Raw genomic sequence first — 26913 nt, 5'->3', positions numbered from 1 at the left:
ATGCCGGCGGAAGTAGGAGTGATTATGGGAAGCGCATCGGATTGGGAAACGATGAAAAACGCCTGTGAAGTATTGGATGAATTAGAAATTGAATATGAGAAAAAAGTCGTTTCGGCACATCGCACTCCTGATTTGATGTTTGATTATGCCGAAAGTGCCAGAGATCGAGGGATCAAAGTGATTATCGCAGGAGCGGGTGGAGCCGCGCATTTGCCAGGGATGGTAGCGGCTAAAACGACTCTTCCCGTGATCGGAGTTCCGGTTCAATCCAAAGCATTAAATGGTTTAGATTCCCTGTTATCGATCGTACAAATGCCCGGCGGCATCCCGGTGGCTACAGTAGCGATTGGGCGTGCCGGCGCCACGAACGCCGGTTTGCTGGCAGCGCAAATATTATCGATTGAGAATCCCGACATTGCCCGCAAATTGGAAAACCGACGAATTGAGCTGAAAGAAAAAGTACTAGAAAGCAGTGATCAACTTGACTAATCCAGTCATTATGCCAGGAAAAACGATTGGAATTATTGGCGGCGGCCAGCTGGGCAGAATGATGGCACTGGCAGCAAAAGAAAAAGGGTTTCGAATCGCTGTATTGGATCCTGCGGAAGATTCGCCGTGCGGTCAAGTGGCTGATGTGGAAATTACGGCGGCCTACGATGACCAAAACGCTTTGGCGCGGCTTGCTCAAATAAGCGATGTGATCACGTACGAATTTGAAAATATCGATTATGAGTCATTGCGGTGGCTTGAGAAAAGAGCCTATCTTCCGCAAGGAGCCGAATTGATTCGCATTACTCAGGATCGGATTTTAGAGAAAGATGCGATCACAAAAGCGGGTGTGCCGGTGGCCCCTTATGAAGTGATTTACGAAGAAAACGAACTATATGATAAGATAAAAAAGCTTGGTTATCCTGCTGTTTTAAAAACCTCAAGAGGCGGTTATGACGGAAAAGGCCAGTATGTGATTCGCCGCGAAAGCGAGATCGAAAAGGCAGCCGAATTGCTGCAATCAGGTCCGTGTGTATTGGAAAAATGGATTCCGTTTACGACGGAAATTTCAGTGATTGTATTTCGCAATCCGGATCGCGAAGTCAGCTTTTTGCCCGTTGGCGAAAATATTCATGTCGACAATATTTTGCATCAAACCATTGTTCCGGCAAGAGTGGACGGGGATGTCAAACAAAAAGCGGTGAAATTGGCGCTCAAGATCGCCGACTATTTGGAACTGATCGGAACGCTGGCGGTGGAGATGTTCGTGTGCTCAAACGGTGAGATTTATATAAACGAACTGGCCCCCAGACCGCACAATTCCGGCCATTATTCGATCGAAGCTTGCGAGGCGTCTCAATTTGAACAGCATATACGAGCGATTTGCAATTGGCCTTTCCAGAAAACGGAGTTGTTAAAACCGGCTGTTATGGTCAATGTTCTAGGCAAGCATTTAGAGGGGGCGTTGAATGAATTCCATCGCCACCCGGACTGGTCGTTTCATTTATACGGAAAAAAAGAAGCGAAAGAGAAAAGAAAAATGGGGCATATCACCGTCTTGACCGACGATCTTGAGAAAACATTGCAAGAAATAGACGATAGCAGGATTTGGAGCGCAAAAGAAGAAAAGATCGGAGGCAGTATAAGATGATCGATCGTTACACCCGCCCGGAGATGGGGGCGATTTGGACGGAGGAAAACCGCTTCAACGCTTGGCTGGAAGTGGAAATTCTTGCTTGCGAGGCGTGGGCGGAACTGGGAGTCATCCCGAAAGAAGATGTAAAAAAAATTCGGGAGAATGCCGGCTTTGATATTCGCCGCATTAAAGAAATTGAAGAAGAAACTCGCCATGATGTAGTGGCCTTTACAAGAGCCGTATCGGAGACGCTTGGCGAAGAGCGAAAATGGGTTCATTATGGATTGACGTCTACTGACGTTGTCGATACAGCCCTATCGTACTTGCTTAAGCAGGCAAATGAGATTTTGCTTAAAGATTTGGAGAACTTTATTGAAATTCTTCGCCAAAAAGCGAAAGAACATAAATATACCGTGATGATGGGAAGAACTCATGGAGTCCATGCGGAACCAACTACTTTTGGGTTAAAGATGGCGCTTTGGCACGAAGAAATGAAGCGGAATTTGGAACGGTTCAAACGAGCGGCTGAAGGAGTGCAGTACGGAAAAATCTCCGGAGCCGTTGGCACTTATGCGAATATCGATCCATTTGTTGAACAATATGTATGCCAAAAATTAGGCCTCAAACCGGCGCCTATTTCCACTCAAACGCTTCAGCGCGACCGTCACGCATACTACATGAGCACGCTCGCTTTAATCGCGACGTCGATCGAAAAATTTGCCGTGGAAATTCGCGGACTTCAAAAGAGCGAAACGAGAGAAGTAGAAGAGTTTTTCGCGAAAGGCCAAAAAGGATCATCGGCCATGCCTCATAAACGGAATCCGATCGGATCGGAAAACATGACAGGAATGGCCCGTGTGGTAAGAGGGTATATGCAAACTGCATATGAAAACGTACCGCTTTGGCATGAACGGGATATTTCTCATTCTTCTGCGGAACGCATTATTTTGCCCGATGCGACGATTGCCCTTAATTATATGCTCAATCGCTTCGGCAATATCGTGAAAAATTTGACCGTCTATCCGGAAAATATGAAACGAAATATGGAGAAAACGCTTGGTCTTATTTATTCACAACGCGTTTTGCTCGCCCTGATTGAAAAAGGCCTTACACGTGAAGAGGCATATGACACCGTTCAGCCGCGGGCCATGGAGGCTTGGGAAAAACAAGTGCCATTCCGTCAACTAGTAGAAAGCGATGAAAAAATTACCTCGAAGTTGACAAAAGAAGAAATCGATGATTGCTTCGATTACCACTATCATTTAAAACATGTCGATACGATTTTTGATCGTCTCGGTTTGAACGACTAAGCAAAAGAGGCTGACTTTTAGGCTGTTTCTTGCGTTTGCGAAAAAGGCAAGAGGGCTTAAAAGCGGTCGGCCTCTCTTAAAACCGCTGTATTCGGAAGATTATCAATATTCCAAAATGAGGTGGACAACTTGAAAAAAGGCGAGCTTTTGTATGAAGGAAAAGCGAAAAAGATTTATGCAACCGACCAAGAAGATATTCTATTCGTGGAATATAAAGATTCCGCGACCGCTTTTAACGGAGAGAAAAAAGCGGAAATTGCCGGAAAAGGAAGCCTCAACAACCAAATTAGCAGTTTTATTTTTACGAAAATGAAAGAAGAGTTGGATCTTCCGACTCATTTTATCCAACAAGTTTCAGATCATGAGCAGCTGATCAAACGAGTGAAGATTATCCCGCTTGAAGTCGTGGTTCGAAACGTTTCTGCAGGAAGCATGGCGAAAAGGCTGGGGATAGAAGAAGGGATCCCGTTAGAAGAGCCTATCATAGAATTCTACTTAAAGGACGACGAACTTGGGGATCCTTTGATCATAGAAGACCATATTCGCTTCTTAAAAATCGCTTCTTCTGAAGAAATGGAACAAATCAAAAAGATGGCGTTGAAAGTCAACCAGTTTTTGATTTCCTTATTTGATTCCTTAAATATTCGTTTGATCGATTTCAAATTGGAATTTGGCAAAGATCCTCAAGGACAAATTTTGCTTGCGGATGAAATTTCGCCTGATACATGCAGGCTTTGGGAAAAAGAAACGAATCGGAAGCTGGATAAAGACGTGTTTCGCCGCAATCTTGGCAATTTAATCGATGCCTATACCGAAGTGCTTACGAGATTAGGAGGGAAAACACATGTATAAAGTGAAAGTTTTTGTGACACTCCGTGAAAGCGTATTGGATCCTCAAGGGGGAGCTGTACAGCGTTCCCTTCACAGCCTTGGATTCGGACAGGTGGAGGATGTCCGTATAGGGAAATATATGGAGCTGACAGTGAAGGAGAGCGATCAAGACATCGATGTCGTGGTCAGAGAAATGTGTGAGAAATTATTGGCCAACCCGGTGATAGAGGAATTTCGTTATGAGATAGAGGAGGGTGTCATCCAGTGAAATTTGCGGTGATTGTCTTTCCCGGTTCCAATTGCGATGCCGATATGTACCACGCCGTCAAAGATGAATTGGGGGAAGAAGCGGAATTCGTTTGGCACGATGCTGATGATCTGAGCGGATACGACGGTATTTTGCTCCCGGGAGGCTTTTCATACGGCGATTATTTGCGGTCAGGCGCCATTGCCCGCTTTTCTAAAGTGATGGAAAAAGTGGTCGAAGCGGCAGAAGAAGGGAAACCGATTCTTGGCGTTTGCAATGGATTTCAGATTTTGCTGGAATCAGGGCTTTTACCTGGCGCCATGAGAAAAAACGATCAATTAAAGTTTATTTGCAAAACGGTAGAACTGACTGTAGAAAATAATGAAACGATGTTTACAAACGGTTATGAATTAGGGGAGACGATCCGAATCCCTATCGCTCATGGCGAAGGCAACTACTATTGCGATGACAAGACGCTTGAAACGTTAAAGCTTAACAAGCAAATTGTCTTTACGTATCAGAATAATCCGAACGGTTCTGTTGCCGACATTGCCGGGATTATCAATGAAAAAGGGAATGTACTTGGGATGATGCCGCATCCTGAAAGAGCGGTGAGCGAACTGCTGGGCAGCAGTGATGGCCTTAAGCTTTTCCAATCGATTGTCAAACAGTGGAGGGAATCGTATGCTACTACGCACTGAACCAAAACCGGATGAGATAAAAGAAAATAAATTGTATCGGCAAATGGGTCTTAGTGACGAAGAATTTGCGCAAATTGAATCGATTTTGGGAAGGCTTCCCAACTACACGGAAACCGGTCTTTTTTCTGTTATGTGGTCGGAACACTGCAGCTATAAAAATTCAAAAGTAGTGCTAAAAAAATTCCCCACAGAGGGAGAAGGAGTTTTGCAAGGACCGGGGGAAGGAGCCGGCATTGTCGATATCGGTGATGGCCAGGCAGTCGTTTTTAAAATCGAAAGCCATAACCATCCTTCCGCCATTGAACCGTATCAAGGTGCGGCAACCGGTGTGGGGGGAATTATCCGCGATGTGTTTTCCATGGGGGCAAGGCCGGTAGCTTTGTTGAATTCTTTAAGATTTGGAGAATTGGAGTCTTCCAGAGTCCGATATTTATTTCAAGAAGTAGTGGCAGGCATCGCCGGCTATGGAAATTGCATCGGCATTCCAACGGTTGGGGGCGAGGTGCAATTTGATCCTTCTTATGAAGGGAATCCGCTGGTGAACGCAATGTGTGTCGGCTTGATCGATCATCAAGATATTCAGAAAGGCCAAGCGGTAGGGGTAGGCAATTCCGTCATGTATGTCGGTGCGAAAACAGGTCGCGACGGAATTCACGGGGCCACTTTTGCTTCGGAGGAATTAAGTGAGCTATCTGAAGAAAAGCGCCCGGCTGTTCAAGTGGGGGATCCCTTTATGGAAAAGCTGCTGCTAGAAGCCTGTCTTGAATTGGTGAAATCAGATGCACTTGTCGGAATTCAAGATATGGGAGCAGCCGGATTGACCAGTTCAGCGGCCGAAATGGCAAGCAAAGCCGGATCGGGAATCGAAATGAACCTCGATCTTGTGCCTCAACGGGAAACGGGCATGACTCCTTATGAAATGATGCTGTCTGAATCGCAGGAGAGAATGCTGATCGTTGTCAAAAAAGGAAGAGAGGAAGAAGTCGTTTCTCTTTTTCAAAAGTATGGATTGGAAGCAGTCGTCGTCGGAAAAGTAACGGATGATTCCATGTTGAGACTGACTCATCGCGGCGAAGTCGTAGCGGAAGTTCCGGTCGATGCATTGGCGGAAAATGCTCCGGTTTACCATAAACCTTCTAAAGAACCGGACTATTTCCGTGAATTTCAGCAAATCGATGCACCGGCACCTGAAGTGAAAGATTTTAAAGAAACGCTGATCAAACTGCTTTCGCAGCCGACCATTGCGAGCAAAGAATGGGTGTACCAGCAGTATGACTATCAAGTTCAAACGAATACAGTCGTAGCGCCTGGCTCAGATGCGGCGGTCATTCGAATCCGCGGAACGAAAAAAGCGCTGGCGATGACAACAGACTGCAATTCCCGCTATCTCTATCTTGACCCGGAAACAGGAGGAAAAATCGCAGTCGCTGAAGCCGCTCGCAATATTGTTTGTGCAGGCGGTAAACCTCTCGCTATTACGGACTGCTTGAATTTTGGCAGCCCGGAAAAGCCGGAAATCTTTTGGCAGCTGGAAAAAGCGGTGGATGGAATGAGCGAAGCCTGTAAGACGCTTCAAACTCCGGTCATCGGAGGAAACGTATCGCTTTACAATGAAACAAACGGTACGGCAATATATCCGACTCCTGTCGTTGGCATGGTTGGACTGATTGAAGACGTGGCTCACATTACTAAACAAACGTTTGAACAAGCGGGCGATTATATTTACGTCGTGGGGAAAGCGAACAATGATTTCGGCGGCAGCGAACTTCAAAAAATGCTGGAAGGTCGTATTTTCGGTAAAGCGCCGGAAATCGATTTAGCGGTAGAACAAAAAAGGCAGCAAGCTATTCTGCAAGCCATTAAAAGGGGAACCGTACAATCTGCTCATGATATTTCCGAAGGGGGATTGGCTGTCGCATTGTCAGAGTGTTTGTTTGGCACTGGTTTAGGAGCGGATATAAAAATTGAAGGAGAGGCCGTTTGCGAACTGTTTAGCGAAACGCAATCACGTTATGTGCTATCGGTGAAACCGGAACATCGCAGCCTTTTTGAAACGATTGTGACGGACGCGGTGTGCGTAGGCCGCGTTGTCGACGAACCGCTTTTAACGATTCGATCTGCTGAAAATGAATCGATTTTGCAGGCGCAAGTGAGTGAGCTTGAACAAGCCTGGAAAGGAGCTATCCCATGCTTGCTGAAATAAAAGGATTAAACGAAGAATGCGGAGTGTTTGGCGTTTGGGGACATGAAAATGCTGCTCAGATCACGTATTACGGCCTTCATAGTTTACAGCACCGCGGTCAAGAAGGAGCCGGAATTGTCGTAACGGACGGCTGCGAATTAAAGGGGCTAAAAGGGGAAGGGTTAGTGACAGAGGTTTTCAGCCGTGAAGCCATCCACAATTTGCATGGATACGGTGCAATCGGCCATGTCCGTTACGCGACAGCAGGCGGAGGAGGGTATGAAAACGTTCAGCCCCTTCTCTTCCATTCCCAGACCGGGAGTTTGGCCCTCGCTCACAATGGCAATTTGGTCAATGCCACCATGCTCAAATATCAGCTGGAAGCTCAAGGAAGCATTTTTCAAACCAGTTCGGATACAGAAGTACTTGCTCACTTAATTAAAAGAAGTGGTTTTGTCCATTTGAAAGATCAGGTCAAAAACGCGTTAACCATGCTAAAAGGCGCATACGCATTTCTGATCATGACGGAAACGGAGTTGATGGTTGCCCTCGATCCGAACGGATTAAGACCGCTTTCCGTTGGAAGGCTCGGGGATGCGGTGTGCATCGCTTCGGAAACATGTGCATTTGATGTTGTCGGTGCTCAATTCGTCCGGGAGGTGGAGCCGGGGGAATTGATCATCATCAACAATGAAGGAATGTATTCGGAGCCGTTTGCGTTAAAAAGCAATCAAGCGATTTGTACAATGGAATACGTTTATTTTTCCCGCCCTGACAGCAATCTTCACGGGATTAATGTGCATAGCGCCAGAAAGAGCATGGGGAAAAAATTAGCCGAAGAAGCGGGCATCGAAGCGGATGTCGTCACGGGAGTGCCGGATTCCAGCATTTCCGCTGCCATCGGCTATGCAGAAGCTTCCGGTATTCCATATGAACTGGGCCTCATCAAAAATCGCTACGTCGGACGCACGTTTATCCAGCCATCCCAGTCGCTGCGCGAACAAGGAGTGAAAATGAAGCTTTCTGCCGTTCGCGGTGTCGTCAATGGGAAAAGAGTGATTATGGTGGATGATTCGATTGTCCGTGGTACGACCAGCAAACGAATTGTCCAGCTTTTGAGAGAAGCAGGCGCCAAAGAAGTTCATGTCGCCATCAGTTCGCCTCCCATTACCCATCCGTGTTTCTATGGGATTGACACATCAACGAAAGAAGAATTAATTGCTTCTTCTCATTCTGTAGAAGAAATCAAACAATTAATTGGCGCGGATTCTTTAACCTTTTTAAGCCTTGAAGGAATGATCGAGGCCATTGGCCATGCAAAAGACGGAAATCATTGCGGGCAATGCTTAGCCTGTTTTACCGGAAAATATCCGACGGAGATATATCCGGCAGGAAAGGAACAGATGGTGACTTTATCTTAGTCGAAATGGTTTCCCAATACATTGTTAGAAGGACGCAAATGGAGGAGGACCGGGAATGGCAAAATCATATAAGTCGGCTGGAGTGGATATAGAAGCAGGGTATGAAGCAGTTGAACGAATCAAAAAACATGTCGAACGGACGAAAAGACTTGGGGTTATGGGAGCACTTGGAAGTTTCGGCGGTTTGTTTGATTTATCCGTCCTCCAGCTTAAAGAACCTGTTCTCGTATCAGGTACAGATGGTGTGGGGACCAAATTAAAAATTGCTTTTATGATGGATAAGCACGATACGATCGGCATCGATTGCGTTGCCATGTGTGTCAATGACATCCTCGTTCAAGGAGCCAGTCCGATCTTTTTTCTCGATTATCTCGCTTGCGGGAAAAATGAGCCGGAGAAAATAGAACAAATTGTGAAAGGAATTGCTGACGGCTGCGAACAAGCAGAGTGCGCCTTAATCGGAGGAGAGACAGCAGAAATGCCGGGCATGTACGCTCCCGGGGAATATGATCTGGCCGGCTTTGCGGTAGGGGCGTGCGAAAAAAGCGAGCTCATTTCGGGAAGTGCAATTAGGCCAGGTGATGTTTTGATCGGTCTTCCATCAAGCGGAATTCATAGTAATGGCTATTCTTTGGTGAGAAAAATCTTCTTTGAAGAGCATCGATTGCACATCGACTCTCAATTGGACGGTTTGAAGGGGACACTGGGAGAAGTATTGATTGAACCGACACGAATTTATGTCAAACAAATCCAAAGTATTCATAAAAAAGGTACAATTAAAGGGATGGCCCATATTACAGGCGGAGGCTTTATTGAAAATATACCTCGTGCTCTGCCGGCCGTATACGGTGCGGAAATTGCAGAAGGCACATGGGAAATACCAGCCATTTTCGAAGTGCTAAAAGAATATGGAAAACTGGATCGGAAAGAAATGTATAATATTTTTAACATGGGAATTGGGCTGGTCTTGATCGTCGCAGCAGCGGATGCGGAGTCTGTTTTAAATGATCTTGAAAAAATAGGAGAAAAAGCGTTCAAAATCGGCCAGGTGGTTCCTCAAGAGGGAATCCGCATTTCCTGATTGGAGAGGTTGGATACTAATGAAAAAAGTGGCGATATTCGCGTCTGGAAACGGCAGCAATTTTCAGGCGCTGGCAGAAGCAAGTTTAAGAAAGGAACTAAACGCGGACATCTGCTTGCTTGTATGCGATCAGCCGGAAGCTTACGTAGTCAAACGGGCACGCCATTTGGGGATTCCTGTGTTTTCCTTTCGAGCAAAAGAGTATCCTTCCAAAGAGGCGTTTGAGAACGAAATTGCATTAGTGTTAGCCAAAAGGGGCGTCGAATGGATCATCCTTGCCGGCTACATGCGTTTGATCGGCTCTACGCTCTTAAATCGTTATCGCAACCGAATCGTGAATATTCATCCTTCGCTTTTGCCGGCGTTTCCGGGAAAAGATGCCATTGGACAAGCTTTGGACGCCGGGGTAAAAGTGACGGGGGTTACCATCCATTTTGTCGATGAAGGAATGGATACCGGGCCGATCATCGCTCAACAAAGCGTCAACATTTTGGCTGAGGATACAAGAGAAACGCTTCAGAAAAAAATACAGGCTGTTGAACATGAGTTATATCCGAAAACCATCAATGAATTATTGGATGAATAGAAAGGGAGATCAACTATGAAAAGACGGGCATTAATCAGTGTTTCCAATAAAGAAGGGATCGTGGAGTTTGCAAAAGGGCTGGTTTCTTTAGGATTTGAGATTCTTTCAACCGGCGGCACCAAAACGATCTTGGCGGAAAACGGAATCCCGGTCACAGCCGTCGAAGAAATAACTGGATTTCCGGAAATATTGGAAGGCCGTGTGAAGACTCTTCATCCTCTTATTCATGGCGGGCTGCTGGCGAAATGGGATCACGAACTGCATCAACGGCAAATGAACGAACAAGGAATTGAGCCCATCGAAATCGTTTGCGTCAATTTGTATCCTTTCCAACAAACGATTGAAAAAGCGGATGTTACGCCGGAAGAAGCCATTGAAAATATTGATATCGGCGGGCCGACTATGCTTCGATCCGCAGCGAAAAACCATGAGTATGTCACGGTGCTGGTCGATGCGGCTGATTACGGAAAAGTGCTGGACGAGCTGAAAGAAAACGGGAAGGTCAGCAAAGAAACTAAGAGAAAACTGGCTGCCAAAGTATTTAGGCATACGGCTGCTTACGATGCTTTAATTTCGCAATATATGACCCGTCTTGCCGGCGAAGAGAATCCGGAGAGAGTCACTTATACATATGAATTGAAACAAACGCTTCGCTATGGTGAAAACCCGCACCAAAAGGCGGCTTTTTATCAAAAACCGCTCGGTTCGGATTTTTCCATTGCCAGAGCCAAGCAACTGCACGGCAAAGAACTTTCTTATAATAACATTCGCGATGCGGACGCTGCTTTGCAAATCATTAAAGATTTTCAAGAACCGGCTGCCGTTGCGGTCAAACATATGAATCCGTGTGGAGTGGGCATCGGGAATTCAATAGAAGAAGCCTACGCAAAAGCTTACGAAGCGGATCCAGTTTCTATTTTTGGAGGGATTGTGGCGCTTAATCGGCCGGTCGGAAAAGAGCTGGCGGAAAAACTGCATGAAATTTTCCTTGAGATTGTGGTGGCTCCTGAATTTACAGAGGAAGCACTGGACATTTTAACCAAGAAGAAAAATATTCGGCTGTTAGTCCTTCCTTTTACGGGTGAGAAGAAAAAAGAAGAAGTATTGACATCGGTTGAAGGCGGCCTCTTAGTCCAAGATCCAGATACGTTCTCGCTGGATGAAGCTGAGCTGAAGACGGTGACGAAGAGAGAGCCTACTGCAGAAGAATGGGAAGCTTTGAAGCTTGGATGGAAGGTAGTCAAGCATGTGAAGTCCAATGCCATCGTAGTGACCAACAAAGAAAGAACGTTAGGAATCGGAGCAGGACAAATGAATCGCGTCGGCGCTGCCAAAATTGCTCTTGAACAAGCCGGCGACTTGGCAAAAGGAGCTTGCCTTGCTTCAGATGCCTTTTTCCCGATGGACGACACGGTAGAAGCTGCAGCCAAAGCAGGAATCACCGCTATCATCCAGCCGGGAGGATCGATCCGTGATGAGGATTCCATTAAAAAGGCGGATGAATACGGAATCGCAATGGTGTTTACAGACGTTCGTCATTTTAAACATTAAACGGTTTGGGGAAGTATGAAAAGGCCCGACGATCGACAGTCTTGTTTTGACAGGGCTTTTTACCTCCCCTAATCTTTGAGGGCGAATGAGAATATGAGAAAAGAGGTGGCTGGTTTGAAGATCCTTGTGGTCGGCAGAGGCGGACGGGAGCATGCGATCTGCAAAAAGCTGAATGAAAGCGTGCTTGTTGAAAAAGTATTTTGTGCTCCAGGCAATGCCGGTATTGCTGAAGATGCGGAGTTAGTGAATATAGACGAAATGGATTTTGCCGGTTTAGCCGATTTTGCGGAAAGAGAAGGCATCGAATTAACGGTAATCGGTCCGGAAAATCCATTGGCTGCCGGAATTGTGGATTATTTTCAACAGCGGGGATTAGCGGTTTTCGGACCAAATCGAAAGGCAGCTCAGTTAGAAAGCAGCAAATCATTTGCAAAAGAATTGATGAAGAAGTATCAGATCCCTACAGCATCCTATGCCGTATTTGAAGAGTTCGAGGAAGCAAAAGCTTATATTGTCCAACACGGGGCTCCTATCGTGCTAAAAGCAGATGGGCTTGCAGCCGGAAAAGGGGTTACCGTTGCCATGACGTTGGAAGAAGCGTTATCGGCCCTGGAAGAAATGCTTTTGAATCAGAAATTCGGCGAAGCGTCGTCCAAATTGGTGATTGAAGAATATCTGCAAGGGGAAGAATATTCTTTGATGGCCTTTGTTCATGGCGAAAAAGTATATCCTATGGTCGCTGCTCAAGACCATAAGCGGGCGTATGACGGCGATAAAGGACCGAACACAGGCGGGATGGGGGCTTATTCACCGGTCCCACATTTGCCGACTGACATCGTCGAACAATCCGTCCGCGAAATTTTGGAGCCATGTGCAAAGGCAATGGTGAAAGAAGGATGTCCGTTCACAGGGGTTATCTTTGCCGGCTTGATGATGACAATACAAGGTCCTAAAACGATCGAATTTAATGCCCGTTTTGGAGACCCTGAAACTCAAGTAGTTTTGCCGCGATTGGAATCCGATTTGGCGCAGGTGTTTTTAGATGTGCTGGCCGGAAAAGATCCACAACTCAAATGGAAAGAGGAAGCGGTTCTTGGGGTTGTATTGGCTTCAGAAGGCTACCCGGAATCGTATCAAAAAGGAGTCCCCATCAAGGGATTAGATGAAATTGAGCAGGCGACGGTTTATCATGCGGGAACGATTCGAAGTGAGAAAGGAGCCATTTGTTCCGACGGCGGCCGCGTTCTGTTGGTTGCGGCTAGCGGTGCATCGGTAGAAGCAGCCCAGCAGCAAGTCTACCGGGAAATGAAAAAATTGGATCAGCCCGGATTTTTTTACCGAAAAGATATCGGTGCAAGGGCTATTGCTCGTTTCTCCTCTTAGACATGCGGAAAAAAATATAGATGAGAGCAGCAATACTTCCAATGAGAAGAATAAGTGCAAATGACGAGTGTGTGATATATTCCATAAACGTCCGATTGTACATTTTTCGTTCACTCCTTTTGGTCAGTTGAAATTGCCTTTCATAGTGCTTAATGCTTAACTCTTGTCATCAACCGCCTGATAGTTTCTTTTGAAACATTCAGGCGGCATTTCAAGATTGTTCAGGCTATTCGCTTTCTGTTTAAGTGCCTTCTTGTTTGTAGACTGCGCCCTCCTATTTGAAAAAAACGTTCTGACGCAATTTAATGTTATTTAGACTGTCATCAATCTCGTGAAAGCTGATTTTGAAAAAAACTTCTCGAGGATTTAGATATTTATGACGGATTGTAAGGAATGTCGATGTCTTCCTTACGGTTCGCCTGATTTTGTTGATTCTGTTGGTTTTGCTGATTTTGCCGGTTTTGGTTATTCTGCTGGTTCATGAAAGAACCGTTTTCCCATAGGTCGGTCAGCGGACAATATTGTAAAATTCCTTCTCCAACCCGCATGGCCCCTAGGAAAGCGATGAACAAATACGATTGCCGCCAAGGCTTTTTGGAAAGCTTAGCTGTCCCCCATGCAAGCATTGTGAGTCCGCAGGTTATTCGAATCAAAGCATTCAAAAGACCGATATTTTGTTTTACTTTCAAAGGGATCGCCTCTTTTCACTAAATTTTCAAACTTTACATTCTTTTTACCCTGAGTTTGTCGTCAAAATATGGTACTATTAAAATTACCATTTTTCCTTGAATATCAGTAAACATCGCCACTGCAAAAAGCGGAAAAAGGATGATTCCGTTTTTGACATAGTACCGAATGAAGCAGGCGGAATGTTTAGCTATTCACTTCATCTTTTCAGCAAAGGACAGTTTTTTCAATGACAGCTTTTTTTCATTCAGCAAAAGAGCTTTTTGTGTATGATTCATCCGTTCAGCATAAGCCCATATATTTAAAGAGGAGAACGGGAAGAATCCATAGTAGAAAGTTTTAATACAATTAGGAGGGCCCTTAATTATGTTAGAACAGCATTATCGGTGGAAAAACAGACAGCTCAGAGATCATGTGGCAGTGATTGACGGAGAAAAGCCTCCGAATATATTGCTGAAAAACGCGCGATTTTTGCATTCCACAATGCGAAGATGGGTGGAAGCCAATATTTGGATCGCAAACGACCGCATCGTTTATGTCGGGGAGAAACTGCCGCAAAAGCTAGACGGATGTGAAGTAGTAAACTGTGAAAATTTTACGCTTGTGCCTGGTTACATTGAGCCGCATGTTCATCCTTTTCAACTTTATAATCCCCAGTCATTTGCCGAATATGCATCTCAATCAGGAACAACGAGTTTCGTCAGCGATAATCTTGTGTTGTTCTTGTTTTTGAAAAATAAGAAAGCGTTTTCTTTGATGAATGAATTAAATAAGCTTCCGTTCTCTTTGTTTTGGTGGTGCCGGTATGATCCGATGACAGAACTGAATCAAGAGGATGAAAAATTTTCGCATAGAGATGTCAAATCATGGATTGAAAGCGGATTTGTTATCCAAGGGGGAGAACTGACTGGCTGGCCAAAATTGTTGGACGGAGATGATATGATTCTTCACTGGATACAGGAAACAAAGAGGCTTGGAAAAAGAATTGAAGGACATTTTCCGGGAGCTTCGGAGAAAACGCTTACGAAAATGACGCTTTTAGGAGCAGATGGCGACCATGAATCGATGACCGGAAAAGATGTGTACAAACGACTGATGCAAGGATATACGGTAGCTTTGCGCCATTCTTCCATACGTCCAGATTTAGAAATCCTTTTAAGAGAAATTCGGGAAATGGGTTTGGATCAGTATGATCAAATGACGTTTACAACGGATGGCTCTTTTCCCTCTTTCTATGAAGACGGGGTGATCGACCGTATGATCGCCAAAGCGTTGGAATTTGGCGTTCCGACGATGGATGCTTACCAAATGGCCAGCTATAATGTCGCAAAGCATTATCGAATCGATCATTATTACGGTATGATTGCTCCTGGACGAGTAGCCAATATTAATTTTCTGGAAAACGAAAACAATCCGACGCCTGTTTCCATTTTGTCGAAAGGACAGTGGGTCAAAAAGAACGGAACGAAGGTGTATCATGGCCATCCGATCAAATGGGAAAATTGGGGATTGAAACCAATATCGTTCCATTGGGATTTAAAAAAAGAAGATCTGCAGTTTTCAATGCCGTTTGGCATCCAGATGGTCAACGATGTTATTACGAAGCCATATTCACTAACAAGGGATATTTCATTGGATCAACTTCCGGAGGATGATGAAAGCTTTTTGCTGTTATTGGACCGAAACGGACAATGGCGGGTGAGCACAGTGTTAAAAGGTTTTGACAATCGAGTGCAAGGTCTTGCTTCATCCTTTTCAAGCACTGGCGATATTGTATTGATCGGAAAACGCAAAGAAGAAATGCGTCGAGCTTTTCAAAGAATGAAAGAGATCGGGGGAGGAATTGTTCTTGCGGAAAACGGCAAAGTCATTCATGAAATCTCCCTTAAGCTTTCCGGCATGATGTCAGATCAGAGCATGGAAGAGTTGATCAAAGAAGAAAAAAGGATGAAAAAATTGTTAATCGACCGCGGCTATTCTTTTTCTGATCCTTTTTACACACTGCTTTTTCTGTCAGCTACCCATTTGCCGTATATTCGTGTTACTTCGCGCGGCATCTATGATGTCATGAAAAAAACTATACTCTTTCCCACTATAATGCGTTAAAATAATGAAATACAGACATATCAATTCCATTTTCAAAAATATCGGGAAAAGGAGTATGAATCGTTGATGCAAATTGATAAATTGCGCGGCAAAGAGTTGGATCAGCTTTTTCAGGCAGTTTTATCGTTAAAAGATTTAGAAGAATGCTATCGTTTTTTTGATGATTTGTGCACGGTTAATGAAATTCAATCTCTTGCGCAGCGCCTTGAAGTGGCCAGAATGCTCCAGGAAGGGAAAACGTACCACAAAATTGAGAATGAAACCGGCGCCAGCACCGCTACCATTTCCCGCGTGAAGCGCTGTTTGAATTATGGAAATGATGCTTATCGAATGGTATTAGATAGAATCAAAAATGAAAAAGAGCAAAGCGGCGAATGATGACGGGGGATTTTCCTCCGTTTTCTTGCTTCTAGCATGGCTTATTGGAGTTTGAAGCGATAAGGATTGCCCTTGAGTAGCCTTGCTACCAAGTATGAAGTTATTGAAAAGAAAGACTTAATTATAAAAAAAGAAGCGGGTGGCAATTATGTCAATCTTTCAATTAACGAATAGAAAATATAAAAAGGCTGTGGAATGGGTTAGAGAACACAGTTACGGTATAGAATCCCTGGAAAAATGTGGGATTAATGATTTTGATTTTTTAGAAAATATATTAAAGGATAAGCAAATCGTTTGGTTGGGTGAAAATGGACATGGAATTGCAGAGCATAATCTTTTAAAATCCAAACTTATTGAATTCTTATATCACAAAATGGGATTCAAGGTAATAGCATTTGAAAGCGGCCTAAGTGAATGCTATAGCGCTAACTACTTTAAAGATGCTATTTCTGTAAATGAACTTATGGATAAATCAATATTTTCTTTATGGAAAACAGAAGAAACGCTACCTTTGTTTGAATTAATAAAAGAAACTGATTTGAATCTTATAGGATTTGATTTTCAACCTTCATCCAAACAAAACTTATTTGTAGATCTGTTGGACAAACTGGATATTGATTTACCCTTAAAATTCAAATTAAGTATAAAAGCTTTGGATAAAGCAACAATGGATTGGTATATGCGTATTGGTAAGTTAAAGGGAGAAGGGAAGAAAATACCAAAACATATTATGCAAGAGTATTTGGAAACCCAAAAAGAATTAACAGAATTGTTCTCCTCGCTACATAAGACATTAGAGGAGTTGGAAAAAGAGTTTATTAGCAAAGATATGCATATATATTTTCAATTAATTCAAAGAGTCATAGAAAATAGACGCCTTTTATTATCAAACCTTGCCACTGGACATCGTACTTATCAGAAAATTAGAGATCAAATTATGGCACACAATCTAGAATGGATTTGTGAAAAATTATACCCGAATGAAAAAATTATAGTATGGGCACACAACTCCCATATTTATAAAAATTATGAAAATTTAATCAAATACAAACCTATGGGATCATTAATGAGTCCAGAGATGGTTAGTAAATCCTATTATCTCGGACTGTTTATGTATGAAGGGAAGGCGGCCTTAAATAATAAAACAATATATGATTTAGTTAAACCTCCCAAAAAGAGTCTTGAAGATTATATGAGCCATAATAAATCATCGATATCTTTCATTGATTTTTCAGATGTATCACCCAACGAATTGAACAAATGGATTTTTAACAAAACTCTTATATTAGAATCAGGAACAATGCAAAAATTAATTACTCCAGCGCAGCAGTTGGACGGTATTTTCTTTATAAAAAAAGTTTCACCACCTCATTATCTTTAAGATGACTTTCATTGTATGATCATCAGAAGTCTTCCTATAAATTGCCGTTTTTGGCTTTTAGCGGTCTATGGCTCATTTTGAAGCATTACAAATCAGTATGTTTGATGTCAAAGTGAACTTATATTTTTTCTTGTCTTGTAACGTACGTTGTTTAGTTGGATTACTTCTTTAGATATGCGTTTACTCTTTCTATCGCGGTGCAACATTTGTCTCTATACCACAATACATTTTTGACTTCTTTGATCTTTTGGACTTCTATTTCTCATGGTTCTAGAGTATCAAACTCATCATCCAATTGAAGATTAAATCAGGAAAAGAGATTAACTTTTATACCCGAAATATTGACTCCAATCCACTTAAAAAGACAATCGGCTATATTGACAATTCCGTCATTTTATTTGGCGAAGCTATTTTTTCTTGGAGAGATTGAAATAATGTGCGTTCCAGCTTCCAAAAACCTAACCCGCTTTTTTCATAATAACGTAATTCTTCTTCTGCTTTTTTTAAGTATTTCATGGTTGTCTCTAAATCGTTCTCTAAATATTTTATCATCACAAGAGATCTATAATAGTAATATAAACTAGTTTTCGGTACAGCTTTAAAATGTTTTTTCATATCCGCTAATGTAGAACGTTCTGATTCATGTAAAAACTTATAAAGCATGTAAGAACTTTAACGGATTTCCGAAAGAAGTCTCCCATCCTCAAGGAATGTGCAGGGCGTAGCCCAATGAGTAGGAGGGAGATGAATTTCGGTTGGCTTTAGCCAAAGGTTTTGATATAACCAGTCTTATATATAAAAAAGGATTGATATATCAATGAAATTGGATAGTAATAATCATTCAGTGTTCCTATTACATTATCATCTTGTATTAGTTGTAAAGTATCGCAGAGAAGTGTTCACCGATAAAATATCTGATTTTGCAAAAGATATGTTCATTGAGATCGGAAAAAAATACAACATTACTTTGACAGAGTGGAATCATGATAAGGATCATATCCACATCCTATTCAAAGCACATCCTAATTCTGAATTATCGAAGTTCATCAATACGTATAAGAGTGCAAGTTCTCGACTGATAAAGAAAAACTTTCCTCATATCCGAAAAAGACTATGGAAAGAGATGTTTTGGTCAAGAAGCTTTTGCCTGCTTACAACAGGCGGTGCACCAATAGAAGTCATAAAAAAATACATTGAAAATCAAGGTCAGAAGTGAGGTGATTTGATATGGCCAAACAAAACAAAGCCTTCAAATTTCGTTTGTATCCGAATAAAGAACAGAAAATCCAATTAGCCAAAACATTTGGTTGTGTTCGCTTTGTCTACAATAAGATGCTGGAAGAACGTAAGGAAACGTATGAGAAATTCAAAAACGATAAAGAAACGCTTAAACAACAAGCATTCCCGACACCAGCGAAATACAAAGATGAATTTCCATTCCTAAAAGAAGTGGATTCTTTAGCTTTAGCAAACGCACAGATCAATTTGCAAAATGCTTATAAGAACTTTTTTGAAGGTCGTGCGGAGTTTCCTAAATTCAAAAGCAAGAAAAATAAACAATCTTACACAACCAATATGGTCAACGGCAATATTAAGCTAGAAAATGGTCATATCAAACTACCAAAAATCAAAAAGCCAATGAAAATGAACCGACATAGAGAAATACCTGCTGATTATAAAATCAAATCTTGTACTATTTCTAAAACAAAGACAGGTAAATATTATATTTCGATTTTGACAGAATACGAGAAAGATATTCAGTCAGTAAAGATTCAAAAAGTAGTTGGCTTAGATTTTGCTATGGACGGTCTATATGTCGAGAGTGAACAGGGTGAGAAAGCCAATTACCCACGGTACTATCGACAAGCATTAGACAAACTGGCAAAAGCACAACGAATTCTTTCTCGCAGAAAAAAAGGTTCTGCACGTTGGGAAAAACAACGTTTGAAAGTAGCAAAGTTACAAGAGAAAATTGCCAATCAACGCAAGAATTTTCTTCACCATAAATCAAAAGAATTAGCATCAACCTATGACGCAGTTATCATTGAGGACTTAGACATGAAAGGAATGTCTCAAGCCCTCAATTTTGGAAAAAGTGTTCATGATAATGGCTGGGGTATGTTCACTACTTTCTTAGAATACAAGCTAAAAGAACAAGGGAAACAACTTGTAAAAATCGATAAGTGGTTCCCTTCTACTAAGAAATGTTCTTGTTGTGGCAAGGAAAAAGAAATGCCATTATCTAAACGTGTATATGAATGTTCTTGCGGTTTTGTATTAGATCGTGATCACAATTCAGCAATCAATATCAAAAATGAAGGATTACGCATATTAGCATAAAGAATAATAACTTTCGGAACGAGAGGGTAAGCTCGGTCAATTTCTTATCGTTAGATAGGATTACCCGAGAAGCCCCCACTTCAAGCGACCCGAAAGGGTGGTAAGTGGAGGGTAGTTCACTAATCTCCTTATAACCTTCCTTGGCTTTTCCCGTCAAGGCGTTGATTTTTACGCTAACAAATTCGTATTGGGTACAAAGCGATTTCACCGCAATTTTTATATTCTGATATTTTTGAAAAAAATACTTTTATTATCCAATAAATGAGTATAAATCTTCAATATTTTTCGCTGTCCGGATAGGAAAAAGGCGTTCACAAATCAAAGGAGAATCGTTCGATGACCTGTGTGGGTGGTTTTTGTCACCAAAAAGAAAACTGGTGTTTTATATTTTTAGGGATTTATAACAAAAAATAGAAACGCTTCATTTCCTTCTTTTCCGGTTTTAGCAGAGCAAAACAAATGCTATAATGGTTAGATGAAATCATGAAATGGAGGGCATTTGGATGTATGATGTGCGCGAGTGGCGCCATGTGTTCAAACTGGACCCAAATAAAGAAATAGATGATGATAGTTTAGAGAAAATTTGCGAATCGGGAACGGATGCGGTGATCGTCGGCGGCACGGATGGAGTCACACTCGACCAAGTGCTTCATTTAATGTCGAGAATCCGCCGCTACACGGTTCCTTGTGTATTGGAAGTTTCTACGCTTGAAGCGATCACGCCGGGGTTTGATCTTTATTTTATTCCCATGGTATTAAACAGCTCCAAAGTCGATTGGGTGCTGGGGCTTCATCATCAAGCGTTAAAAGAATACGGCGAATTAATGAATTGGGATGAAGTGCTCGCGGAAGGCTACTGCATTTTAAATGGCGATTCCAAAGCAGCGCAATTAACCGAGGCAAATACGGAATTAGATATAGAAGATGCTGTTGCTTATGCGCGTTTGGCGGAAAAGATGCTGCATTTGCCAATCTTTTATTTGGAATACAGCGGCACATATGGGGATCCCCGGCTTGTGAAAAAAGTAAAAGAAACATTGACCGATACGGTTGTTTTTTACGGCGGCGGCATACAATCTCCTGAAGAAGCAGCCGAGATGGGGGCGGTTGCCGATGTTATTGTAGTAGGAAACGTCCTTTATACCGATTTGGAAAGTGCTTTAAAAACCGTTGAAATGGTGAAAAAGATTCCGCGCCGGTAGAGAAAAATCGGTTATAATAAGAACAAATGTTCTAACGGTGGTGAAAACATGCAATTTTTAACGGAAAAGCTGTTAAGCGGATTGAATAAAGAGCAGCAGGAAGCGGTGAAAACAACGGAAGGGCCGCTTCTTATTATGGCCGGAGCAGGTTCCGGAAAAACGAGAGTACTGACCCACCGAATTGCCTATTTAATGGTGGAAAAAGCAGTCAATCCATATAATATTCTGGCGATTACTTTCACCAATAAGGCAGCGCGCGAAATGAAAGAACGTGTTAGCCAATTGATGGGCGGCGCGGCGGAAGAAGTATGGATCTCAACCTTCCACTCCATGTGTGTTCGCATTTTAAGAAGAGATATAGACCGGATTGGCTTTAACCGGAATTTTACGATTTTGGACACAACCGATCAGCAGTCCGTAATCAAAGGCATTTTAAAAGATAAAAATTTGGACCCTAAGAAATTTGATCCCAGATCCATTCTCGGTACGATCAGTTCTTTAAAGAATGAATTGATCGATCCGGAATCTTACAGCAAACAAGCGGGCAGCTATTATGAACGGATTGTCAGCGAAGTATATGAAGAATATCAAAAACGATTGCGGAAAAATCAATCGCTCGACTTTGATGACCTCATTATGACGACGATTCATCTGTTCCAACGAGTGCCGGACGTTCTCGAGTATTATCAACGCAAATTTCAATATATACATGTGGATGAATATCAAGACACAAATAAAGCCCAATACTTGCTCGTAAAGCTTTTGGCATCGCGTTTTCAAAATTTATGCGTGGTCGGAGACAGCGATCAGTCGATTTATCGTTGGCGCGGGGCGGATATTTCCAACATTTTATCGTTTGAAAAAGACTATCCGAATGCCCATGTCATCCTGCTTGAGCAAAATTATCGCTCCACTAAAAGAATTTTGCAGGCAGCGAATGAAGTGATTAAAAACAATTACAACCGCAAACCGAAAAAGCTGTGGACGGAAAATCCGGAAGGGAAGAAGATTGTGTACTTTCGGGCGGAAAATGAACAGGCGGAAGCTCAGTTTGTCGCCGGTAAAATTAAAGAGCTGGTCGAAAGCGGAAAAAGACGATTATCCGACTTTGCCATTTTGTATCGAACGAACGCACAATCCCGTGTAGTCGAAGAAGTGCTGATGAAATCCAATATCGACTATACGATTGTCGGGGGCATTAAGTTCTATGACCGAAAAGAAATTAAAGATATATTGGCTTATTTAAGACTGATCGCCAATCCGGACGATGATATCAGCTTGCTTCGTGTCATCAATGTACCAAAGCGGGGAATCGGTTCCACTTCAATGGACAAAATCGCCCGCTATGCTCAAGAAAATGATCTTTCTCTATTTCAGGCATTGGAAGAAGCGGATTTTATCGGTTTAAGCCCGAAAATCACCAAAGCGGTACTTGAATTCCGTGATTTAATTAAGGGCTATACCCAAATGCAAGAATACTTGTCTGTCACGGAACTGGTGGAAGAAGTGTTGGACAAGTCCGGATACAGGGATATGCTGAAAGCGGAAAAAACGCTTGACGCCCAAAGCCGTTTGGAAAATATCGATGAATTTTTATCTGTTACAAAAGGATTCGAGGAAAACAGCGAAGATAAAAGCTTGATCGCCTTTTTAACGGATCTTGCTCTTGTGGCGGATATTGACCGATTAGATGAAGAGGACAACAATCAGCAATCGGTTGTATTAATGACGCTCCATTCCGCGAAAGGGCTTGAGTTTCCGGTTGTCTTTTTAATCGGTATGGAAGAAGGCGTTTTTCCTCACAGCCGCTCGCTTATGGATGAAGAAGAAATGGAAGAAGAGCGGAGGCTCGCTTATGTGGGGATTACAAGAGCGGAAGAGGAGCTGTATTTGACGAACGCTCAAATGAGAACGTTATACGGTAGAACCAATTTGAATCCTGTTTCCCGATTTATTCAAGAAATACCCGAAGATCTATTGGACGAAGTGGTCATCGAGAAAAAAACTTTTACTCGTTTTCAATCCAATCCTTCGACTTCTTCTCAAAAAGCCTCTATTCGGCCAATGGCGGTTTCCACGGGAGGAGAAGAAATTCCATGGAAAGTCGGGGATAAAGCCGAACATAAAAAGTGGGGCATCGGAACCGTAGTTAGTGTAAAAGGCGAAAAGGAAAATATGGAACTCGATATTGCGTTTCCAAGCCCGACAGGAGTAAAGAGACTGTTGGCGAAATTCGCCCCCATTCAAAAAGTATGAATGGGGAAAAATAGAATAGACTCATCTATCGTGAATATGAACATATGAAGCTTTTTTGAACTCTTTTCTTTTTGGAGGAAAAGAAAAGACTCGCAAGCGAAAGCGCATTTTCGTTGATGAATCATCGATTCGCCTTTGGCGAATCGATAAACGCTTGGTTTTGGATAAGTAGCAAAAGTAAGACAAAGAAAGGGCTGGCAAAATGGAGCGACATACGGCAGAAAAACGAGTAAGAGAACTCCATGAACGTTTAAATCAATACAGCTACGAATATTATGTGTTGGATCAGCCGACTGTTCCGGATGCGGAATATGATCGGCTCATGCAAGAATTGATCGAAATAGAAAATGCTTTTCCTGAATTGAGAACGCCTGATTCTCCGACTCAGCGCGTCGGCGGCCAGCCGTTGGAAGCTTTTCAAAAAGTTCGTCATGATATTCCGATGCTAAGCTTGGCGAATGCGTTTGGAGAAGGCGATTTGAGGGATTTCGATCGCAGAGTTCGGGAATCTTTAAACGAAGAATATTCGTACGTATGCGAGTTGAAAATCGACGGATTGGCTGTTTCCCTTTCCTATGAAAACGGAGTGTTCATCCAAGGCTCTACTCGCGGCGATGGTGCAATCGGCGAAGACATTACGATGAACTTGCGAACCATCCATTCGATTCCTCTGAGGTTGAAAGAGCCGGTTTCAATCGAAGTTCGCGGCGAAGCGTTCATGCCTAAAAAATCGTTTGAAAAGCTGAATCGTGAACGGGAAGAGAGAGGGGAAACGCTGTTTGCCAATCCTCGCAATGCCGCTGCCGGATCGCTTCGGCAACTGGATCCCAAAATCGCCGCTTCCCGAAATTTAGATATTTTTCTTTACGGCATCGGCAACAGTGGAAATGTCAATATTCAATCCCATAGCGAAGGATTGGACTATTTGGACAGGCTCGGCTTTAAAACGAACAAAGAGCGGAGAAAATGCAAAGACATTGAAGAAGTCATCCAATATATCAAAGAATATACGGAAAAACGATCGACTCTTCCTTATGAGATCGACGGGATTGTGATCAAAGTCGACTCATTAGCCCAACAGGAAAAATTGGGGAGTACCGCCAAAAGCCCTCGCTGGGCCATTGCCTACAAATTTCCTGCAGAAGAGGTGGTCACTAAGCTTTTAGACATTGAATTAAGCGTAGGACGGACAGGCGTTGTGACACCGACTGCCGTTTTAGAACCGGTCCGTGTTGCCGGAACAACCGTGCAAAGAGCTTCCCTTCATAATGAAGATTATATTCGGGAAAAGGACATCAAAATTGGAGACGAAGTCGTCATCAAAAAAGCCGGTGATATCATCCCTGAAGTCGTGCGGCCGATCAAAGAGCGACGAAAAGGGGAGGAAAAAGAGTTTCACATGCCTGGCCATTGCCCGGAATGCGGCAGCGAACTGGTTCGTCTCGATGGGGAAGTAGCTCTTCGCTGCATCAATCCAAAATGTCCGGCACAAATTCGTGAAGGACTGATCCATTTTGTCTCCCGAAATGCCATGAATATTGAGGGACTTGGTGAAAAAGTGATTGCTCAACTTTTCCGGGAGCAATTAGTGAAAGACGTAGCGGATATTTATCAATTGACGAAAGATCAACTGCTGCAGCTGGATCGAATGGGCGAAAAATCTGTATCGAACTTATTAAAAGCCATTGAAGATTCGAAAGAAAACTCTTTGGAAAGATTATTGTTCGGCCTCGGTATTCGTCATGTGGGGGCCAAAGCGGCGAAAACGCTGGCTGTTCATTTTGAAACACTGGATCGATTAATGAAGGCAGACGTGGAGGAACTGACGGCGATTCCGGAAGTTGGGGAGAAGATGGCGGACGCCGTTGTCACGTATTTTCATCAACCGGAAGTACTGGAACTGATTCAGGAGCTGAAAGAAGCGGGAGTCAATATGGAGTATAAAGGGCCGAAGCCTGTTTCCGGAGATCAATCCAGCTCTTATTTTGCCGGAAAAACGATCGTACTGACAGGAAAACTGGAAGCTTTGACAAGAAATGAAGCGAAAGAAAAGATCGAGGCACTCGGAGGAAAAGTTTCCGGAAGTGTCAGCAAAAAGACGGATTTAGTCATTGCCGGTGCTGATGCTGGCTCGAAATTGGCTAAAGCTCGAGAATTCGATATTGAAATCTGGGATGAAGAGAAACTGTTGGAAGAACTAAATAAATAAGAGGTGCGTTCGATGAAAAAGTGGTTAACGGTTGCCTTAGCGGCCTGCCTTTTGGCAAGTATAAGCGGCTGTGCACCGTCGTCCATTGATAAACAAAATCAGGTCGTTCAGAAAAAGAATGATAAAAAAGAAAAAGCGATCATTCCTAATTACCAAATTTCGGATCAATATTATAAAACGATTTTGCCTTTTAAACCGGGAAAAGCACAAGGAATGGTCGTTCAAAATTTAAACACTCGCTATGACATCGATGAGTTTGAAACGGGATTAATGCGAATTGCAAAACAAGAGTTTTCGCCGGAAAAATATTTGTTCCAAGAAGGGCAATATTTGAGTAAAAAAACGATTGCTGCCTGGCTTGAGCGAAAATACACGAAGAAGCAGCTGAAAGAGCATGGACTTAAACCATCTGAAAATCTAGGATTAAATCCGATTGATGATGAAAAAGGTTCGATCGATGAACGGAATAAAAAAAGCCCCATTTATTTGGCACACATTTCGGAACAAGATTATTTAAAGCAAATGGATGATAACACGGTACAACTGGGAGGAGTCGTGATCGGTCTCGCTCTTAACTCGGTCCACTACTATCAGAAAGAAGAATACGGTGCTACGTATGACTTGAAAATTCCGCATAAACAAGTGGAAGAGCAAGGAAAGAAAATAGCGGATGAAGTAGCCAAACGAATTCGCAAAATAAAAGGCTTGGAAAATGTTCCGGTCGTCATCGCCCTTTTTGAACAAGCAAGCAAAGATTCTGTCGTGCCCGGACACTTCTTTGCCTACACTACGTTAGGAAAAGGAGAATCGACGATCAGCCATTGGGAAGGGCTTGATGAAAAGTATTATCTCTTCCCGTCAGACCAAGCAGATGCAGACCATCGCGATGATAATACCTACTTTTTGAATTTTAAAGAAGACGTCCAAAAATATTTTGACAATACGACAGGTATTGTTGGCCGTGCTTTTTATAAAGATGGCCAGCTGAACAATTTGCAAATTGACATCAGTATTCAATTTAATGGCGAAGCCGAGGCGATAGGTTTTACGCAATATGTTTCCGGCTTGATTCTCAACCATTTCCCGGATTATTACCCGATTGAAGTCAATATCAGTTCCGTAGAAGGACCGGAAGCATTAATTGTGAAGAAAGCAAAAGCCAAAGAACCGTTCGTTCATATTTATGGGCAGTAAAGCCTTCCGAGAGCGTTGCTGCAGCTTTGCTTGATCCCCGCCTTTTATAAAGAGGCGGGGATTTTTTGATGTCCGGTAAAAGGGAATGAACGAAAGGAACGGAGAAACTCAATTTTTTTCACGTTGGCTTTTTCAGTGTTGCTCAAGAGAAAAAAAGAGTCTGTTTTCGAGCTGGTAAGCTTGGAGGGAGGCTCTTTTCTTATGTCGAAAAATATCAGTCAAAAATTTATAAATAATTAGAAA

Annotated in this window: 24 protein-coding genes; 21 read left to right on the top strand and 3 right to left on the bottom strand. The window is 42.8% G+C overall.

From position 1 onward, the window contains the following. From purE to purD, 12 genes are all read left to right on the top strand, one after another. A complete protein-coding gene (gene purE, locus N1I87_RS15815) occupies positions 1-489 on the top strand; it encodes a 5-(carboxyamino)imidazole ribonucleotide mutase (RefSeq protein ID WP_040341288.1) in 489 nt (162 codons plus the stop codon). After that, on the top strand, positions 482-1639 hold the full coding sequence (gene purK, locus N1I87_RS15810; RefSeq protein WP_341102835.1) for a 5-(carboxyamino)imidazole ribonucleotide synthase: 1158 nt from the start codon (positions 482-484) through the stop codon (positions 1637-1639). Before purE ends, purK begins: the two co-directional genes overlap by 8 nt. Beyond that, positions 1636-2934 carry an adenylosuccinate lyase gene (purB, locus tag N1I87_RS15805; RefSeq protein ID WP_003354077.1) on the top strand — a complete coding sequence of 433 codons (1299 nt, stop codon included), beginning with the start codon at positions 1636-1638 and terminating at the stop codon, positions 2932-2934. The genes purK and purB overlap by 4 nt, the downstream gene beginning before the upstream one ends. A 129-nt stretch (positions 2935-3063) precedes the next feature. Continuing rightward, positions 3064-3786, top strand: a complete 723-nt coding sequence (gene purC, locus N1I87_RS15800) for a phosphoribosylaminoimidazolesuccinocarboxamide synthase (protein ID WP_341102833.1) — start codon at positions 3064-3066, stop codon at positions 3784-3786. After that, entirely contained in the window at positions 3779-4033 is a 255-nt protein-coding gene (gene purS, locus N1I87_RS15795) for a phosphoribosylformylglycinamidine synthase subunit PurS (protein ID WP_003354079.1), read from the top strand. Before purC ends, purS begins: the two co-directional genes overlap by 8 nt. Then, positions 4030-4713 (top strand): phosphoribosylformylglycinamidine synthase subunit PurQ, encoded by a 684-nt coding sequence (gene purQ, locus N1I87_RS15790; RefSeq protein WP_341102831.1) that lies wholly within the window; start codon positions 4030-4032, stop codon positions 4711-4713. The genes purS and purQ overlap by 4 nt, the downstream gene beginning before the upstream one ends. After that, a complete protein-coding gene (gene purL, locus N1I87_RS15785) occupies positions 4697-6916 on the top strand; it encodes a phosphoribosylformylglycinamidine synthase subunit PurL (RefSeq protein ID WP_341102829.1) in 2220 nt (739 codons plus the stop codon). The genes purQ and purL overlap by 17 nt, the downstream gene beginning before the upstream one ends. Then, positions 6901-8316, top strand: coding sequence for an amidophosphoribosyltransferase (gene purF, locus N1I87_RS15780; protein WP_003354082.1), 1416 nt, complete (start codon positions 6901-6903; stop codon positions 8314-8316). The genes purL and purF overlap by 16 nt, the downstream gene beginning before the upstream one ends. A gap of 55 nt (positions 8317-8371) precedes the next feature. Next, the gene (gene purM / locus N1I87_RS15775; protein ID WP_341102827.1) at positions 8372-9397 is read left to right on the top strand and encodes a phosphoribosylformylglycinamidine cyclo-ligase; all 1026 of its coding nucleotides are present in this window, start codon (positions 8372-8374) and stop codon (positions 9395-9397) included. A gap of 19 nt (positions 9398-9416) precedes the next feature. Next, positions 9417-9983: a phosphoribosylglycinamide formyltransferase gene (gene purN / locus N1I87_RS15770; RefSeq protein ID WP_341102826.1), complete on the top strand. Its 567-nt coding sequence runs from the start codon at positions 9417-9419 to the stop codon at positions 9981-9983. A 15-nt stretch (positions 9984-9998) separates the two neighbouring features. Beyond that, positions 9999-11534 carry a bifunctional phosphoribosylaminoimidazolecarboxamide formyltransferase/IMP cyclohydrolase gene (gene purH / locus N1I87_RS15765; protein WP_341102825.1) on the top strand — a complete coding sequence of 512 codons (1536 nt, stop codon included), beginning with the start codon at positions 9999-10001 and terminating at the stop codon, positions 11532-11534. A gap of 114 nt (positions 11535-11648) precedes the next feature. Then, positions 11649-12917 carry a phosphoribosylamine--glycine ligase gene (gene purD, locus N1I87_RS15760; protein ID WP_341103449.1) on the top strand — a complete coding sequence of 423 codons (1269 nt, stop codon included), beginning with the start codon at positions 11649-11651 and terminating at the stop codon, positions 12915-12917. Here the strand turns inward: purD and N1I87_RS18145 are convergent. Both N1I87_RS18145 and N1I87_RS15755 read right to left on the bottom strand, forming a co-directional pair. After that, positions 12895-13002, bottom strand: coding sequence for an EYxxD motif small membrane protein (locus tag N1I87_RS18145; protein ID WP_412677267.1), 108 nt, complete (start codon positions 13000-13002; stop codon positions 12895-12897). The two genes, purD and N1I87_RS18145, sit on opposite strands and share 23 nt — an antisense overlap. Before the next feature lie 289 nt (positions 13003-13291). After that, positions 13292-13606 (bottom strand): YgaP family membrane protein, encoded by a 315-nt coding sequence (locus tag N1I87_RS15755; protein WP_341101696.1) that lies wholly within the window; start codon positions 13604-13606, stop codon positions 13292-13294. A gap of 364 nt (positions 13607-13970) precedes the next feature. On the opposite strand from N1I87_RS15755, the gene N1I87_RS15750 reads away from it, so the two are divergent. From N1I87_RS15750 to N1I87_RS15740, 3 genes are all read left to right on the top strand, one after another. After that, a complete protein-coding gene (locus N1I87_RS15750) occupies positions 13971-15710 on the top strand; it encodes an adenine deaminase C-terminal domain-containing protein (protein WP_341102823.1) in 1740 nt (579 codons plus the stop codon). Positions 15711-15776: 66 nt separating this feature from the next. Beyond that, positions 15777-16088, top strand: a complete 312-nt coding sequence (locus N1I87_RS15745; RefSeq protein ID WP_003354092.1) for a YerC/YecD family TrpR-related protein — start codon at positions 15777-15779, stop codon at positions 16086-16088. A 148-nt stretch (positions 16089-16236) separates the two neighbouring features. Then, on the top strand, positions 16237-17469 hold the full coding sequence (locus N1I87_RS15740) for an erythromycin esterase family protein (protein WP_341102821.1): 1233 nt from the start codon (positions 16237-16239) through the stop codon (positions 17467-17469). A 372-nt stretch (positions 17470-17841) separates the two neighbouring features. Here the strand turns inward: N1I87_RS15740 and N1I87_RS15735 are convergent, their stop codons facing one another. Then, a complete protein-coding gene (locus N1I87_RS15735) occupies positions 17842-18132 on the bottom strand; it encodes a hypothetical protein (RefSeq protein ID WP_003354094.1) in 291 nt (96 codons plus the stop codon). A gap of 154 nt (positions 18133-18286) precedes the next feature. Here N1I87_RS15735 and tnpA point away from each other — a divergent pair, with 154 nt between their 5' ends. The 6 genes from tnpA to N1I87_RS15705 all read left to right on the top strand — a co-directional run bounded on the left by tnpA (position 18287) and on the right by N1I87_RS15705 (position 26670). Next, positions 18287-18685 carry an IS200/IS605 family transposase gene (gene tnpA / locus N1I87_RS15730; protein ID WP_003352529.1) on the top strand — a complete coding sequence of 133 codons (399 nt, stop codon included), beginning with the start codon at positions 18287-18289 and terminating at the stop codon, positions 18683-18685. 11 nt (positions 18686-18696) lie between these two features. Continuing rightward, a complete protein-coding gene (locus N1I87_RS15725) occupies positions 18697-19809 on the top strand; it encodes an RNA-guided endonuclease InsQ/TnpB family protein (protein WP_003353586.1) in 1113 nt (370 codons plus the stop codon). 503 nt (positions 19810-20312) lie between these two features. Next, positions 20313-21011 carry a heptaprenylglyceryl phosphate synthase gene (locus N1I87_RS15720; RefSeq protein ID WP_341102819.1) on the top strand — a complete coding sequence of 233 codons (699 nt, stop codon included), beginning with the start codon at positions 20313-20315 and terminating at the stop codon, positions 21009-21011. 48 nt (positions 21012-21059) lie between these two features. Continuing rightward, positions 21060-23267, top strand: a complete 2208-nt coding sequence (pcrA, locus tag N1I87_RS15715; protein ID WP_341102817.1) for a DNA helicase PcrA — start codon at positions 21060-21062, stop codon at positions 23265-23267. Positions 23268-23469: 202 nt separating this feature from the next. Continuing rightward, positions 23470-25476, top strand: a complete 2007-nt coding sequence (gene ligA / locus N1I87_RS15710) for an NAD-dependent DNA ligase LigA (protein ID WP_327804629.1) — start codon at positions 23470-23472, stop codon at positions 25474-25476. A 12-nt stretch (positions 25477-25488) separates the two neighbouring features. Further along, entirely contained in the window at positions 25489-26670 is a 1182-nt protein-coding gene (locus tag N1I87_RS15705; protein ID WP_003354101.1) for a CamS family sex pheromone protein, read from the top strand. The last annotated feature ends 243 nt before the right edge of the window (positions 26671-26913 follow it).

This window comes from Bacillus sp. FSL W8-0102 (genome assembly GCF_038007225.1).
In the GTDB taxonomy this organism is placed as follows: Bacteria; Bacillota; Bacilli; order Bacillales; family DSM-4216; genus Bacillus_O; species Bacillus_O smithii.
This window is presented reverse-complemented; position numbering and strand designations above follow the sequence as displayed.

Coding starts and splice junctions, on each gene's coding strand:
- purE (WP_040341288.1), top strand. CDS start 1: ATGCCGGCGGAAGTAGGAGTGATTATGGGAAGCGCATCGGATTGGGAA.
- purB (WP_003354077.1), top strand. CDS start 1,636: ATGATCGATCGTTACACCCGCCCGGAGATGGGGGCGATTTGGACGGAG.
- purS (WP_003354079.1), top strand. CDS start 3,779: ATGTATAAAGTGAAAGTTTTTGTGACACTCCGTGAAAGCGTATTGGAT.
- purL (WP_341102829.1), top strand. CDS start 4,697: ATGCTACTACGCACTGAACCAAAACCGGATGAGATAAAAGAAAATAAA.
- purF (WP_003354082.1), top strand. CDS start 6,901: ATGCTTGCTGAAATAAAAGGATTAAACGAAGAATGCGGAGTGTTTGGC.
- purM (WP_341102827.1), top strand. CDS start 8,372: ATGGCAAAATCATATAAGTCGGCTGGAGTGGATATAGAAGCAGGGTAT.
- purN (WP_341102826.1), top strand. CDS start 9,417: ATGAAAAAAGTGGCGATATTCGCGTCTGGAAACGGCAGCAATTTTCAG.
- purH (WP_341102825.1), top strand. CDS start 9,999: ATGAAAAGACGGGCATTAATCAGTGTTTCCAATAAAGAAGGGATCGTG.
- N1I87_RS18145 (WP_412677267.1), bottom strand. CDS start 13,002: ATGGAATATATCACACACTCGTCATTTGCACTTATTCTTCTCATTGGA.
- N1I87_RS15750 (WP_341102823.1), top strand. CDS start 13,971: ATGTTAGAACAGCATTATCGGTGGAAAAACAGACAGCTCAGAGATCAT.
- N1I87_RS15745 (WP_003354092.1), top strand. CDS start 15,777: ATGCAAATTGATAAATTGCGCGGCAAAGAGTTGGATCAGCTTTTTCAG.
- N1I87_RS15740 (WP_341102821.1), top strand. CDS start 16,237: ATGTCAATCTTTCAATTAACGAATAGAAAATATAAAAAGGCTGTGGAA.
- N1I87_RS15735 (WP_003354094.1), bottom strand. CDS start 18,132: ATGCTTTATAAGTTTTTACATGAATCAGAACGTTCTACATTAGCGGAT.
- tnpA (WP_003352529.1), top strand. CDS start 18,287: ATGAAATTGGATAGTAATAATCATTCAGTGTTCCTATTACATTATCAT.
- N1I87_RS15725 (WP_003353586.1), top strand. CDS start 18,697: ATGGCCAAACAAAACAAAGCCTTCAAATTTCGTTTGTATCCGAATAAA.
- N1I87_RS15720 (WP_341102819.1), top strand. CDS start 20,313: ATGTATGATGTGCGCGAGTGGCGCCATGTGTTCAAACTGGACCCAAAT.
- pcrA (WP_341102817.1), top strand. CDS start 21,060: ATGCAATTTTTAACGGAAAAGCTGTTAAGCGGATTGAATAAAGAGCAG.
- ligA (WP_327804629.1), top strand. CDS start 23,470: ATGGAGCGACATACGGCAGAAAAACGAGTAAGAGAACTCCATGAACGT.
- N1I87_RS15705 (WP_003354101.1), top strand. CDS start 25,489: ATGAAAAAGTGGTTAACGGTTGCCTTAGCGGCCTGCCTTTTGGCAAGT.